The organism is Amycolatopsis sp. DG1A-15b, assembly GCF_030285645.1.
GTDB lineage: Bacteria > Actinomycetota > Actinomycetes > Mycobacteriales > Pseudonocardiaceae > Amycolatopsis.
The window spans coordinates 2951989-2965176 of the sequence record NZ_CP127296.1 but is presented as its reverse complement, the minus strand read 5'-3'; the positions used below and the strand labels follow the sequence as shown (position 1 = coordinate 2965176).

The window sequence follows — 13188 nt, the reverse complement described above, 5'->3', positions numbered from 1 at the left end:
CCCGGCGACGGCTCCGCGGTGTCCGTTGTAGACTCCGGGGCCGGTGCGCCGGGCGCCGGTGCCCGAGCACCCGGCCGCAGGGGAAACGACCACGAGGAGGTCGGATGACCGCCCGGCTGCCCACTGCCGAACGGATGACCGGCGAAGGCACGGTGCCGGACTGGGCCGCTGTCCGTGACGGCTTGACCCAGGCGAAGTCGTTCTGGCTGGCGACGGTGCGGCCGGACGGCCTGCCCCACCTCCGGCCTCTGCTCTGCGCCTGGCTCGACGACGCGCTGCACGTCTGTTCGAACCCGTCGGCCCGCAAGGCGAAGAACGTGGACGGCGGCTCGGCCGCTGCCATCGGCACCTCCTGTCCCCGATTCGACGTCGTCGTCGAGGGGCCGGCCGAGCGGGTGACGGACGTTGCCGCGCTCCGGCGGATCGCCGATGCCTTCCGGGACAAGTACAGCTGGCCGGTGGTGGAACGCGACGGAGCGCTCGACGCCGAGTACGCCGCACCGACAGCCGGGGCACCGCCGTTCGCCGCCTACACCGTCACGCCGGTCACCGCGTTCGTCTTTCCGACGGCCGAAGGCCACGCGCCGACCCGGTGGCGTTTCGGCTGACTCCGGCACGGACCCGGCATCCTCGAAGGTGTCTGCGCGGCGAGCCGGGCAGAGAGTGGACTGATCACCCGTCTGCTGAGCGCTGGAGGAGAACATGGTGAGACCGAAGACTTCCTGGGGTGACGCGGCCGCGATGCTCGCGGAGGCCGGCGTCGAAGCCGTTCCGGCCTTCTACGGCAGGTTCACGGGTGACGACGAGCGCGCCGCGCTCACCGTGCCCATGCGCCTGCAGGACGCGGTGACCCGAAAGGACGCGGACGCGTTCGCCGACGTCTTCGCCGAAAACGGCAGTCTCGTCCAATACGACGACGAGCTCAAGAACCGGGAAGAAATCCGGGCCTACATGAAGGCCGCCTTCGCCGGTCCGTTCAAGGACAACGACGTCGCCGGACGATTGCTGCGGCTCAGCTTCGTCACCGAGGACGTCGCGGTGCTGGCCGAAGAGGCGGGCGTTCTCCTGCCGGGCGAGCAGAAAGCCGCACCGGAGCGCCTGTTCTACGCCACCTGGGTGATCCATCGCGTCGCACCGGGCCGGCTGGAACTCCTTTCGTTCCACCAGAGCCCGATCCACAGCTGACGCGGGCCCGCGTCGCCCGCTCCGGGAGCCGGGTCACGGGGCGTCGCGTTCGCCGGTGACCGGGCGGGCCATGTAGACGGCACCCGGTCCGTAGCCGGCGGGCAGCGCCACCTCGGGATGCGCGTGGAACCCCTGTGCCGACCAGAATCCGGTGGCGCCGTCGACGGCGACCAGCGAGATCCGTGTGTAGCGGAGGGACTGGGCGGCCTCGGTCACGTGCCGCAACATCCGCGCTCCCCAGCCACGCCCCCGCAGTTCGGCGCTGACCACGATGTCGTGCAGGTGCAGGTTCGCCGAGTCGAAGGCGGTGGTCTCGGGCAGGCCGGGATCGGGGACGCGGTACGGCGGGTAGGGCAGGGCGAGCACGTAGCCGCCCAGCCGTTCGCCCCGGTCCAGCACGAATGACGTTTCCTTGGCCCAACGGGATTCCAGGACGGCACGGCTCTCCGACAACCCCCGCGGCGCGTACTCCGCCGCTTCCAGTTCGGCGATGGTGGTCCAGTCGCCCGCGTCGATCGGCCGGATCTTCTCCGTGCGCACGGCCAAGACCGGCAGGGGCCGGAATCCGTTGAACCCCACCGTGGTGTAGCCGATGGCGTAGGCACCGGTGGAGTGGATCCACACCGGATCGCCGGAGGCCAGGTCCGCGGGCACCATGACGGGGCCGCCGCCGAACGTGTCGTCGCTGTCGCAGGTCGGGCCCGCGACCACGGCGGGCACCCCGGCCCCGCCGGCCTGCCCGGGGAACGTCAGGCGGTAGCGCAGCTGATCGGTCTCGTAGAGGCCGTTGAACTTGCCGCAGCTGAGGTAGAGCCATCGCCGGTCGCGGGAGGTGAGCCGGGCGACGTGCGCGCGGATCGTCCCGTGGTCGGCGACGAGGTGCCGCCCCGGTTCGACCAGGAAGCGCAGCCGGCCGCTCGCTTCGCGCAGTCGGCCCATGCCTTCCCTGATGGCGGTGAAGATCTCTCCGATCGGCGGCACCAGCGGGACACCGTCCTTGCCGAGGTAGCCGTGCGCGGGGAGCCCGCCGCCGAGGTTCACGTGGCCCAGCCGGATGCCCTGTGCCGCCAGCGAGGTCACGAGGGCGACCAGGGTGTCCAGCGCCTGCCGCCACGCCGAGGCCGTCATCTGCTGCGAGCCGACGTGGATCGACAGCCCGGCCGGGACCAGCCCGAGGCGCCGTGCTTCTGTCAGCACGCCGACGGCGTCGTCGCTGCCGCACTTGCCGGTCAGGGCCCACAGCGCGCCCTCGCCGGTCGTGGTGACCCGGCAGAACACGTGAGCGCCGGGGGCGTGCCGGGCGATCGCCCGCACGTCCTGGACGCAGTCGGTCGCGAACGTGGTGATGCCGAGCAAGTGCGCGGCGGCGATGTCGGCGTCGGACTTCACGGTGTTGCCGTAGTGGACGTCGTCCGGAAGCGCCCCGTTGCGCAGCGTCAGCTCGATCTCGCCGGGACTCGCCGCGTCGAAGCCCGCGCCCACCCTGGCGAGGCAGGCGAGCACCGCAGGATGCGGGCACGCCTTCACGGCGAAGCGCACCGAAACGTCCGGCAGTTCGTCGAGCAGCGCGTGGTATTGCCGCTCGATGCCGGTCAGGTCGTAGACGAGCTGGTCGTGCGTGGCTCTGGTCAGCGCGGACCGCACGTGGGCGGGTTCAGACATCGGTGGCACGGGCGGCCTCGATCAGTGCTGCCCACGAGTCGATCAGCACCGCATAGTCGTCGATGTCACGGCGGCTCTCGTCGAGCAGCCTGTCGCGGTGTTCCCGGATGTGGTCGGCGACGCCGGTGAACCTGCCGCCCAGTCCCCGGTACGCCCGCTCCAGCTGGTCGATCCGCGTCTCGTCGGGTTCCTGCCAGGTGCTCTCCCGCACGATCGCGGCGATCTCGGCCGGGTCGTCGGAGTCCATCCGCTGGTAGATGAAGTGGAAGTAGTACATCGACAGCACGAACTTGGCGAACCGCACCTGGTAGGCGAGGAAACCCGCGTCGGTCTTCCGTTCCGCCGTGTGGAAGTTGACGATGTGGCGGTTGTGCACGACGGCGGGCAGCCGGGCCTTGTTCGCGACGTGGATGAGGAAGTAGTCGCTGCCGATGGTGTCCGTGGCGGGCGGCAGCGGCAGCCGTTCGTGCAGTCCGTGGAAGCTGATGTTGTGCATGTCCACCCGCATCGGGTCGACGACGTCGAGCACGGACCGGTCGCCGTCGAAGGCCGCCCACCCGGTGAACGACTCCTCGACCAGTTCCCGCTTTTCCTCCTCGGTGGCACCCGGCGCGGCCCAGAGGCTCACCAGGTCGTGGTAGGCCGGGTGAGCACGCACCTCGTGGAGGTCGACGGACATCTCGCCGACGAACGAAGCCCCCACCAGCGCCACCGTCCGGTCCCGCAGCGCGGGGTCCAGCCGGTCCTCCACCGTCACGGCCCGGTGCGCGGGCTTGCCGATCGACAGCAGCTCGGCGTGGATCGGGAACACCGTCCGGCCCTCGAAAGTCTGGTAGCGGAGGTCCGAGTCACGGCGGTGCACGGAATCGCACCCCAGCGCGGCCGCGATCAGGAACGCCCGGTTCGTGCACGCGCCGTACGAAAGCGCGGCCGGGAGGACGAGATCCAGGACGAAATCGGGTTTGGTGACACCGGATCGGCTGATCACCCGGCGCAGGAAATCCCGCTGCGCTTCCTCGTCGAGGTGCCGGACGTTCCGCGCCGCGCCGAGCACGCGGGCGTGTGCCTCGAAGTGGGCCGAGGAGTCCAGCACCAGCAGGTGAACCTCGACGGAGGGAAAGGTCGCCGCGGCGTAGGCCGCCTCCGCGACGACCTCCGCGAGGGTGGCGGTGCACTCGCGGTTCGTCGGCACGGTCAGGCAGATGCGTTGCATGGCCATCTCTTTCCTGAGGGTGATTCCGCGTGACCCGGTCCTGGCCGGGCCGGTCCGGCAGCCGGGCAGGAAGCGGCTGTCCGCGGTGGGTGAACCGGTGACGAAGCACTTCTCCGCGCTACGCCGGTGGTTCACCATCGATCTTAGGCAGTGATCAAGCTGCCCAGCTATTCATTGGTGCGGCGGACGGTCTCGCGCGTGTGGTCTCGGTCACCATCGCGACGGTCCACTGAGGACGATGGGAAAAGGCCGCCGGCGCCTCCTCGTTCGCTCCGGCTGCGCCCGGGAACGGCGGTCGCGGCGCTCACCGGCTCGGCGTCGCCTGGGCGGGCAGAATTTACTTCTGCCGTGCTTCCGCCGCACCGGTGGCGCGTGGACGGCTTGGTCCAGGGCCACGACCGGCCCGTCACCGAAGCGAGGCCATGGAGATGCGGCGGGCCACCCGGCCGCGGAACCACCCTTACCGGCCCAATTCGAGGGTGCTCTCGTGCTCGCCGCCGGTGAGACTGGCGAAGGGGAGCCGGCCGGTGCGGCTGTGGAACGGGTGGCACGAGTGCCATTGTGGTCCCCGATCGAGGCCGTGGCCGTCAGGCGCCGCCCGATGGCCACGGGCCGCCGGTGAACCCGGCAGGCGGGTACGGCACGCCGTGGGGCGGAACCTGGCGTTTGGCCGCGGTGAGCTTGACGAGGCCGAGGACCGCGCTGACGATGAGCGCCACGAGCAGGAACGGGATCGCGGCGAGATGGATCACCCGGAACCCCAGCGCTTCGGAGATCAGCTGGCCGATGACCGGCGCGAGCAGCAGGGCGAGCACGCCGGGCGCGGCGGCCACGCCGGCGACGACACCGCGTCGACGGCGGAGTTTCAGGATCAGCGCGGCGGCCGCACCGGCCGCCGCACCCGTGCCGAGCCCGGACAAGGCGCGCCCGATCAGCAGGAGTCCGCTGCCCGGGGTGAAGGCGGCCAGCAGGACGCCGAGGAACAGGAAGCCGGTCGCGGGGATGGTCACGGCCGTGGGAAAGCGGGCGCCGAGCAGGAGCCCGACGAGCACGGTGAGGGCCGCGGCGACCAGGTAGGGGAGCAGCACGATCATCAGCACGCTCTGACTGGACAAGCCGAGGGCGATCTGGAGGGCCGACACGCCGTCGAACCGGTAGACGACGGTCAGCATGAACAACCCGATCAGGGCGGCGAACCCAGGCCCGAACACCTGCCACCAGACAGGCTCGACGACCGGACGAGTGACATGAGGAGGCGGAGGCGTCACGTGCATGGAGTTCACCGAATAGCGTCGCGGACCGGCATTCACGGCGTTGTCTGAAGTGTCCGGAAAGTCGTCGAGCGGGCCTGGCGACGATCACGGTCGCGGAGCCGGATTGCCGCTGAGTAGCGACTCCCTCTTAACTGTATAACGCCCTATACGGCAGGCGATGACAACCTCGCGTAGCTTATTCATGCCCCCCCCCAGGCTGCTCGACGATCAGCCCGTCGAACATCTGTCTTTCGGCAGATCTCCGAGGACAGCCGGTCGGGCTGCGGGTGGTCGGCTGGGTCAAGCCTTCGGCAGTTTCCCCACCAGGGCCTTGCCGAACGCCACCGCTGTGTCGCAGGCGCCACCGCCGGTTTTCGAGGCGAAGATCCGGATGTGTTCCGTGCGCTTCGCGTCGAACTGGCGGTGGTTCCACGACACCGCGCAGCTGTCGCCGGTCGGGTGGCGCGTGCCGATGACGCCGCCGAGGTCGACCGGGCTCCCGTCGTCCGGCACGCTGGAATACCCCTTGTCGAAGGTCAGCCGCAGGGATGTCGCCGCCGTCCACTCGCACTCGCGCAGCCGGTTGAGCTTGACCTCGCGGACCGGGCCGAGCACCGGCGTCACCGCGGTCTTGTCGAGCACGGTGCACGGGTCCGACGCGAGCAGCGTGCCGGGTGCCAGGTCGTACCCGGCGCCGCCGCGGACGCGCTCGAGGACTTTGGCGAGGGTGGTCTTCGCCAGGCCGCACGTCTCGGCCAGCGCCGTCACGCCCAGCTGCGGCTGCGCGGGGACCTGGACGCTGGCGTCGCAGGTGCTGCCGCTGATCTCGGTGAACAGCACCGGCCGGCCGTCGAGGTCCTCGGCCGGTCTGCCGCCCTCGACGTAGATCTCGTCGCCGAGCTTGATCGAGATCTTTTCGCCGGACTTCGTCCGGTATTCGCAGCGGTCGAAGTACCCCGAGTCCGGGACGGCGCTCAACTTGCCCGCGTCCTGGACGCGGACGTCGTTCAGCACCTTGCACGGATCCGTGCGCCGCAGCGTTTCCAGGCTGGTCGGATCCAGGTTCGCGCCCGCGGTCGGCGGATCCGCACCGGCCCTCGTCGCCAGCACCGCCACCAGGCTGCCCCCGGCGAGTGCGGCGACGGCGGCCAGCGCGGTCACGACCGGGAACCAGCGGCGACGGCGGGGCGGCGGGGGCAGTGGCACGGGCGCCGGCCAGGACAGCGCGGTGCGGACCGCGGTGTCCTGCGCTTCGATCAGCCGGTGCACCGTGTCCGGCCACGGCCGCGTCCCGGGCGCCACCGGACCGAGGAAGTCGAGGATCCGCTGCGGCGACGGCCGGCGGGTCGGGTCCTTGGCCAGGCACGGCTCGACGAGGGTCCGGATCTCGGGCGGCAGCCCGGTCAGGTCGGGGACGGCGTGGACGACGTTGTAGAGCAGCTGCGCCGTCGTCGAGCCGGGGAACGGGCCGCGGCCGGTCGCCGCCATCACCAGCAGGCCGCCGAGGGAGAAGACGTCGCTCGCCGGGGTCAGCGGGCGGCTTTCGGCCTGCTCGGGGGACATGAACGCGGGGGAGCCGACGATGCCGCCGGTGCCGGTGAGGTCGGCGCCGCCTTCAGTCGCGCGGGCGATGCCGAAGTCGATCACCCGCGGCCCGTCCCCGGTCAGCAGCACGTTGCCGGGCTTGAGGTCGCGGTGGATCAGCCCGACCCGGTGGATCTCGATCAGCGCGGTCGCCAGGCCGACGGCGAGCCGTCGCACCGCCTCGACCGGCAGCGGTCCGGTCGCTTCGACGGCTTCCTTCAGCGATGGCCCGGTGACGAACACCGAAGCGAGCCACGGCGTTTCGGCGTCGGCGTCGGCGTCCATGACCGCCGCCGTGAACGCGCCGGAAACCCGTTGCGAAGCCAGCACTTCCTGCCGGAACCGGCTGCGGAAGCGGGCGTCGCGCGCGAACTCCGCGTGCACCTGCTTGAGCGCGACCAGCCGGCCGTCCGGGGCGACGCCGAGCAGGACGCGGCCCATGCCGCCCTCGCCGAGCGCGGCCACGAGGCGGTACTTCCCGGCTTGCCGGGGCTCGCCCGGCTCCAGCGGCTTCACGGCTTCGGCAGCCCGGGCCGGGCCGCCTTGGCGAAGTCCTGGACCTGGCGGCAGGTTTCGTCGACGGTGAGCGTGCTGGCGGAAGTGGTGTACTGGACGATGACGTTCTCCGAGGCTTGTTCGCCGACCGGCCGGTGCGGCCAGGTCACGGTGCAGTTGACCGTCGCGGGGTTGATCTGGTCGGCGGTGAAGTACGCGGTGAGCCCGCCGAGGTCGACGGTGCCGGCCTTGTCGTAGGAGTTGTCCTTCGCCGCGACGGGCGGGCGCCCCCGTTCGAGGTTCACGCTGATCTCGCCGCCGGCCGTCCAGCGGCACTCGTGCAGCCCACGGGGTTCCACCTTGGTGATCGGGCCGGCGATCCGCTGCGCGGTCGCGGTGGCGACGAGGCCGCAGGGGTCGACCGGCGCGAGACTTCCCGGCGGCGCAGCGGAAACGCTCCCGGCGCGCAGGCGGTTCAGCGTTTCGGTGAGCGCGGTCTTCGCCGCGTCGCACGGCTGGGCGAACTTCCCCACCCCGATGTCGCCGGCTTCGACACCGATGGTGGCGGCCGGGCGGTCCACGACCGGCACCGAGGCCGTGCAGCCGCTGCTGTTGTTGTCGAGGCTGAGCGGCAGGCCGTCGAGCTCCCCGGCGGGCGTGCCCTTGGCGGCCGACGGGCCCCCGATCGTCAGCTGCATCCACTGCCGTTGCGCGGTTTGGAAGGTGCAGGAGAAGAAGTGGACTTCACCCTGCGGGGTGAGCTTCCCGAGCCCGGGGACCGACGGCAGCACCTGGCACGGGTCGGCGCCGCGCAGCTTGTCCGGGCCGAGCGGATCCGGGTTCGGCGCGGACGTCGTCGTCACCGGGGGCGGGGCCGGGCTGCTCGCCGGGGCGGCGGTCGCGCCACCGTCACCGTTCAGCAGGGTGACTGCGGTGATCGTGCCGGCCACGACGACCGTGGCGGCCGCGGCGGCGAGCACGATCCGCCGGCCCCGCCGCCGCGGCTTCGGCGGCTTGGCCACGACGGCCGCCACCTCGGCCCGGTGGCGGGCGATCAGCGCGTGCACGGCGGGCGGCCACGGCCGCTGGACCGGCGGCAGCGGCCCGAGGAGCTCGAGCAGCTGCGCCGGCGTCGGCCGCCGGGCCGGGTCCTTCGCGAGGCACGGTTCGGCGAGGGCGCGGATCTCGGGCGGGAGCACCCGCAGGTCCGGGTGCGTGTGGACGACGTTGTACAGCGACTGCGGAGCCGACGCCCCGGCGAACGGACTGCGCCCGGTGACCGCGAGGACGAGGAGCGCGCCGAGGGAGAAGACGTCGCTCGCCGGGGTCAGCGGCCGCCCGTCCGCCTGCTCCGGCGACATGAACGCCGGCGAACCGAGGATGACCCCGGTGTGGGTCAGGTCGGTGCTGCCTTCGGCGGCGCGGGCGATGCCGAAGTCGATGACGCGCGGGCCGTCGTCGGTGAGCAGGACATTGCCCGGCTTGAGGTCCCGGTGCACGAGCCCGGCCCGGTGGATGCCGGTCAGCGCGGACGCCAGCCCGGCGGCCAGGTGCCGCACCGCGGGCGGCGGCAGCGGCCCGGTCGCATCGACGGCTTCCTGCAGCGAAGGACCCGCGACGAACACCGAGGCGAGCCACGGCGTCGGCGCGTGCGGGTCGGCGTCCATCACCGCCGCGGTGTAGGCGCCCGAGACGAGCCGGGAGACCTCGACCTCGCGGCGGAACCGTTCGCGGAACCCGGGATCGTGCGCGAAGCCGCGGTGGACCTGCTTGACGGCGGCCAGCCTGCCGTCGGGAGCGACCCCGAGCAGCACGCGCCCCATCCCGCCCTCGCCGACCGCGGCGAGCAGCCGGTACCGCCCCACCTGCGCCGGCTCACCCGGACCCAACGGCTCCACGCCCCACCTCCGCGGGCGATCGTAGAACGGGCCCGCACTGACCCCGGTACCGACGTCGTGAACGACTGTTTCCTGGCGTCCGGCGACCTGAACGGGTCGTTCATGACCTAGGCAGCGGCGTCAGGAGCTTGCCGGTCACCCGGCGTTGTCCGAAGTCCTCGTGCGCGGCGGCGGCCTCGCGCAGCGGGTAGATCCGGGTGAGGACCGGCCGCAGCCGGCCTGCCGCGGTCTCCGTCAGCACGTGCCGGATCCGGCGCGGGGTGTCCGGCCAGAACTCCGGGAGCTGGGACATGTCCGCCACCGTGAGCCGGCGGCGGTCCGCGTCGGTGAGGGGGGTCGGCGCGCCGCTGCTCATGCCGTAGCCGGAGAACCGGCCGCCGTCGCGCAGCCGGGCCGGCGCGGCCGAGCCGCCGACCTCGTCGAACACCACGTCCAGCCCGGGCAGCCGCCCGGCCCAGTCCGGGGCCGCGTAGTCGACGGCCCGCACCCCCGGGCCTCGCGTGCGCTTCTCCCGGCCCACGCACCCCGGGTGCTGCCGTCGTCGAGGACGGCGAGGGCCTCGCGCAGCCCCAGCCGGTCCGGCACGCGGAAGGCGAACCCGGCGTCGGCGAGCACGGTATCCGCGTAGCCGCCGCCGGGCGCGGGTGACGACCCGCGCGCCCAGCCACCCCGGCCCGGGTCGCGGTCACCGTGCCCGCCACCGCCCCACCCGGCACGTACGGCGGCCGCACCGGGAACTCGGCGGGGCGCCGGATCTTCCGATAACGGTTTTTTACCGACACGAACGACTCTCGATTTGTCAAAACGCCCCTCGGGTGAGCGGATAAAGAGAGCGGTGGGCATTCGGGCGGGTTCGCGGTGGCCGGATGACGGTATTTATCCCGTGGTGCGATAGGCGCCGGTATTCCCTCGGTGATCCCGTGTGGGTTCCTCTCGGAAATGTGGGTAATTTTGCCGGAATAGTACTGCGTGAGCAGGCGAAGTCTGGACCGAACGTACCAACTTCCGGGGCGTCCACAGGAATTTGTGGCGAATTTCGGCAGCGGCGGTAATGCTTCGGGTATGAGCTCATCGCGCAATCGAGTCTTCATCGCTTTCGCCGTCGCCGCGTTTTCGCTGGGGACTGTCGCCCCCGCCCAGGCGGACCCCTATCAGTTGCCGGGCATCAATGAGCCGACCCCGGAGGACCCCGGTACCGGCGGCGGCTCCGGAGGCGGTACGACGGCCGCCTACGTCCTGCAGGGCGTGATCCAGACCGAGGGCACCGAAAGCGACGGGACCAGCCGCCGGGTGAAAATCCGCGGCTACTCGCGCTTCGCCACCCCGGGCAACGACCGGCGCGACGCCGACTACATCAACGTCCGGTGCACTGCCACCGCTCAGACCGGCGCCGTCACGGGCGACTACGACTCCGAGAACGGCGGCGCACTCGTCGACGTCCACTTCGAGACGCCCTGGATCCCCAACGGCGCCGTGTTGCGCACGGTCCACGTCGCCTGCACCCATTACGCCACGAAGGCCGGCGTGGTCTACGAGACCACCAGCGCCACCGACATCGCCGTCCCGTACTGAGGGCTCCGGCACCGTCGGATCAGGAACAGGGCGGAGTGTACGGGATGCCGGGCAGGTAATTCGCCCACTGTGCCTCCGTGATCCGCGGCTGGGTGACGGCGCAGATCCGGTCGGCGACCGCCTCTTCGTCGGTGTCCCAGAGCCGAACGGTCTTGTCGGTGCCCGCGGTGACGACCGTGCGCCCGTCGGGACTGAAACCGACCGAGTTGACGCGGTCCGGGTGACCGGTGATTGCCGCTCGGAGTGGCCGTCGGGGCTGAAGGCGACGGAACTGACGGTGTTGCTGTGCCCCTCCGCCGACGACAGCAGCTCAGGGCACCGCGGATCGGCGAGCGACCACAGCCTGGCGGCGTGCCCTGCGCCCGCCGCCAGGAGGCGTCCATCCGGGCTGAACACGACGTCGTGCATCGTGTCAGGCTGATCGGGCAGGACGGCCACAGCCGTCGGGGCTCGTGCGTCGGTGACGTCCCACAGGCGCGTTCTCGCCGGGAACGGTCAGCACGCGCAGCAGCGCCGGGTGGCCAGGGTCGTCAGCCGCCACAGGCGCACGGTCCGGTCCAGGCTCGCCGTGGCCAGGATCCGGCTGTCAGGGGTGAATGCGGCGTCGACCACGCCGTCGGTGTGCCCGTGCAGCGTCGCCGCCGCTGCCGGGTGCCGCCGGTCTGCGACGTTCCACAACCGGGCGCTCTGATAGCTGGCGGCCGTGCCCAACCCGCCGTCCGGGCTGGGCACGGCCCCGATCACCGGGCTGTAGTGGCCGCCCAGGACGGGGCCGCCGATGTCCCAGAGTCGGGCGGTGGTGTCCCGGCCCGCGCTGGCGAGGGTGCGCCCGTCGGGGCCGAACGCCACCGAGTAGACGGTCTCGGTGTGGCCGGTGAGCGTGACCGGCTCGCCCCGGGAAGGCGGGGTCTTCGACGTCCTAGAGCCGGACGGTGAAGTCGTAGCTCCCGGTGGCGGCGGTTCGGCCGTCGGGGGAGAAGGCCACGGCGGCGATGCCGCTGGTGTGGCCGGTCAGTGCGGCGAGCGGACGGTGCTGCGGAGTCGTCAGGTCCCACAGCCGCAGTGTGTTGTCGAACCCGCCGGTCGCCAGTTCCCGCCCGTCCGGGCTCACCGCGGCAGCCAGCACGCGGTCGGTGTGCCCGGTGAGCACGGCTGACGGGCGTGGCGCGGCCGGAGTGGTGACGTCCCAGAGCCGGACGGTGGTGTCGGCGCTGGTGCTGACCAGGGTGTGGCCGTCGGGGGTGAACACCACGGCGCTGACGTCGCCGGTGTGGCCGGTGAGCGTGGCGACCGCGGCGCCGGATCTGGGGTCACACAGGCGCACGGTGTCATCGGTTCCCGCCGAGGCGAGGAGCCGGCCGTCGGCGCGGAACGCGATCCGGCGCACCCCACCGGAATGGCCAATGAGTACGAGAGCCGGCCGCGGTCGCGCAGGATCGGTGACGTTCCACAGCCGGATCCCGCCGACGGCGCCGGCGGCGGCCAGCACGGTGCCGTCCGGAGAGAATGCGGTGGCGAGGAACCCGCCGTTCGCCGGATCGCCGATTGTGCCGGCCACGCGCGGGTGGTGCGGGTCCGCTGTGTCCCACAACCTCGTCGTGGCGTTGGTACCGGCGGTGGCGAGCAGCCGGCCACCGGGGTGGAAGACGGCGGCGTACACCGCGCCGGTGTGACCGGGCAGGCGCGTTGAATAGGCGTCGCGAACGTGCTCAGCGGGGCACCGCGGGCCTGGGCGGTCGGAGCCGGCCGGTAGGCGGCGACGCCGAGCTGCGCGGCCAAGGCCGGATCGCTCGTCCGCAGCGCGGTGCTGTCCCCGGCCACTTTGGCCGACAGGGCGGCGACGCGCCGTCGGAGCGGACACGATCTGGTGACCGGGGACGCGCGGAGTCCACGGAGGGCAGAGAAGTCACGGCGGCGCTGGAACGACGCTTCCGCGATGCGCTGCCCAGCGAGCTGGGAGGTCTGTTCCCCCGGGTGATCCGGACCCTTTGTGACGACCGGCTGGCGGACCTGCTCGGGGTCGAGTCGCTCGACTTCCCCGCCTGGCACGCGCTCATCGAGCCCGTCACGGCGCAAGCAGGCCTCCCCGCCGGCTCGCTCGACGACGCCCGCGTGTGAACGCGCACGATGTCCGAAGTCGTGGGGGAGGCGCTGCTCGGCGCCGACCGGAAGGGACTTGAAGCTCCCGAGCGATCTCTGAAGCGGGCCGGTCAACGGCCGGTGCGTCGATGGCCGGGAGGTGCACCCCAACGAAATGTAGCTCCCGGGATCCCCGAACTGGATGTGGCGGATGACCTCTTCGGAGAACCAGTTCGACGCGATGACC

General features: G+C 71.9%; 14 protein-coding genes and 2 pseudogenes. 5 read left to right on the top strand and 11 right to left on the bottom strand.

All coding sequences use genetic code 11. The annotated features are described in order from the left end of the window. Window positions 1–104: 104 nt before the first annotated feature. Window positions 105–608 (top strand): pyridoxamine 5'-phosphate oxidase family protein, encoded by a 504-nt coding sequence (locus tag QRY02_RS13615; RefSeq protein WP_285991882.1) that lies wholly within the window; start codon window positions 105–107, stop codon window positions 606–608. A 94-nt stretch (window positions 609–702) separates the two neighbouring features. Further along, complete coding sequence (locus tag QRY02_RS13610; protein WP_285991881.1) at window positions 703–1185, top strand: SgcJ/EcaC family oxidoreductase; 483 nt, start codon at window positions 703–705, stop codon at window positions 1183–1185. Window positions 1186–1218: 33 nt separating this feature from the next. Here the strand turns inward: QRY02_RS13610 and QRY02_RS13605 are convergent, their stop codons facing one another. Further along, window positions 1219–2847, bottom strand: coding sequence for a GNAT family N-acetyltransferase (locus QRY02_RS13605; protein ID WP_285991880.1), 1629 nt, complete (start codon window positions 2845–2847; stop codon window positions 1219–1221). After that, window positions 2840–4060, bottom strand: a complete 1221-nt coding sequence (locus QRY02_RS13600) for a DUF6271 family protein (RefSeq protein WP_285991879.1) — start codon at window positions 4058–4060, stop codon at window positions 2840–2842. Before QRY02_RS13600 ends, QRY02_RS13605 begins: the two co-directional genes overlap by 8 nt. Between QRY02_RS13600 and QRY02_RS13595 the strand changes: the two genes are divergently transcribed. Then, window positions 4059–4214 (top strand): hypothetical protein, encoded by a 156-nt coding sequence (locus QRY02_RS13595; protein ID WP_285991878.1) that lies wholly within the window; start codon window positions 4059–4061, stop codon window positions 4212–4214. The two genes, QRY02_RS13600 and QRY02_RS13595, sit on opposite strands and share 2 nt — an antisense overlap. A 433-nt stretch (window positions 4215–4647) precedes the next feature. Here the strand turns inward: QRY02_RS13595 and QRY02_RS13590 are convergent, their stop codons facing one another. The 4 genes from QRY02_RS13590 to QRY02_RS13575 form a co-directional block, all read right to left on the bottom strand. Next, entirely contained in the window at window positions 4648–5271 is a 624-nt protein-coding gene (locus QRY02_RS13590) for an MFS transporter (protein ID WP_285991877.1), read from the bottom strand. Between the two features lie 342 nt (window positions 5272–5613). Then, window positions 5614–7413, bottom strand: coding sequence for a serine/threonine-protein kinase (locus tag QRY02_RS13585; RefSeq protein ID WP_285991876.1), 1800 nt, complete (start codon window positions 7411–7413; stop codon window positions 5614–5616). Continuing rightward, on the bottom strand, window positions 7410–9290 hold the full coding sequence (locus QRY02_RS13580) for a serine/threonine-protein kinase (RefSeq protein ID WP_285991875.1): 1881 nt from the start codon (window positions 9288–9290) through the stop codon (window positions 7410–7412). Before QRY02_RS13580 ends, QRY02_RS13585 begins: the two co-directional genes overlap by 4 nt. A gap of 100 nt (window positions 9291–9390) precedes the next feature. Then, entirely contained in the window at window positions 9391–9810 is a 420-nt protein-coding gene (locus QRY02_RS13575) for a zinc-binding dehydrogenase (protein WP_285991874.1), read from the bottom strand. 506 nt (window positions 9811–10316) lie between these two features. Between QRY02_RS13575 and QRY02_RS13570 the strand changes: the two genes are divergently transcribed. Beyond that, the gene (locus tag QRY02_RS13570; RefSeq protein ID WP_285991873.1) at window positions 10317–10862 is read left to right on the top strand and encodes a hypothetical protein; all 546 of its coding nucleotides are present in this window, start codon (window positions 10317–10319) and stop codon (window positions 10860–10862) included. A gap of 19 nt (window positions 10863–10881) precedes the next feature. Here the strand turns inward: QRY02_RS13570 and QRY02_RS48575 are convergent, their stop codons facing one another. From QRY02_RS48575 to QRY02_RS13555, 5 genes and pseudogenes are all read right to left on the bottom strand, one after another. Beyond that, window positions 10882–11094: a WD40 repeat domain-containing protein gene (locus tag QRY02_RS48575; protein WP_353069546.1), complete on the bottom strand. Its 213-nt coding sequence runs from the start codon at window positions 11092–11094 to the stop codon at window positions 10882–10884. A gap of 14 nt (window positions 11095–11108) precedes the next feature. Continuing rightward, window positions 11109–11270, bottom strand: a pseudogene (locus QRY02_RS48570) (hypothetical protein); the annotation flags it as partial. A gap of 87 nt (window positions 11271–11357) precedes the next feature. Beyond that, window positions 11358–11627: a WD40 repeat domain-containing protein gene (locus tag QRY02_RS13565; RefSeq protein WP_353069544.1), complete on the bottom strand. Its 270-nt coding sequence runs from the start codon at window positions 11625–11627 to the stop codon at window positions 11358–11360. Between the two features lie 27 nt (window positions 11628–11654). Continuing rightward, window positions 11655–11732: pseudogene (locus tag QRY02_RS13560) on the bottom strand (hypothetical protein); the annotation flags it as partial. 49 nt (window positions 11733–11781) lie between these two features. After that, window positions 11782–12723 carry a WD40 repeat domain-containing protein gene (locus QRY02_RS13555; protein WP_285991872.1) on the bottom strand — a complete coding sequence of 314 codons (942 nt, stop codon included), beginning with the start codon at window positions 12721–12723 and terminating at the stop codon, window positions 11782–11784. A gap of 113 nt (window positions 12724–12836) precedes the next feature. Here QRY02_RS13555 and QRY02_RS13550 point away from each other — a divergent pair, with 113 nt between their 5' ends. Beyond that, window positions 12837–12980, top strand: a complete 144-nt coding sequence (locus QRY02_RS13550) for a hypothetical protein (RefSeq protein ID WP_285991871.1) — start codon at window positions 12837–12839, stop codon at window positions 12978–12980. The last annotated feature ends 208 nt before the right edge of the window (window positions 12981–13188 follow it).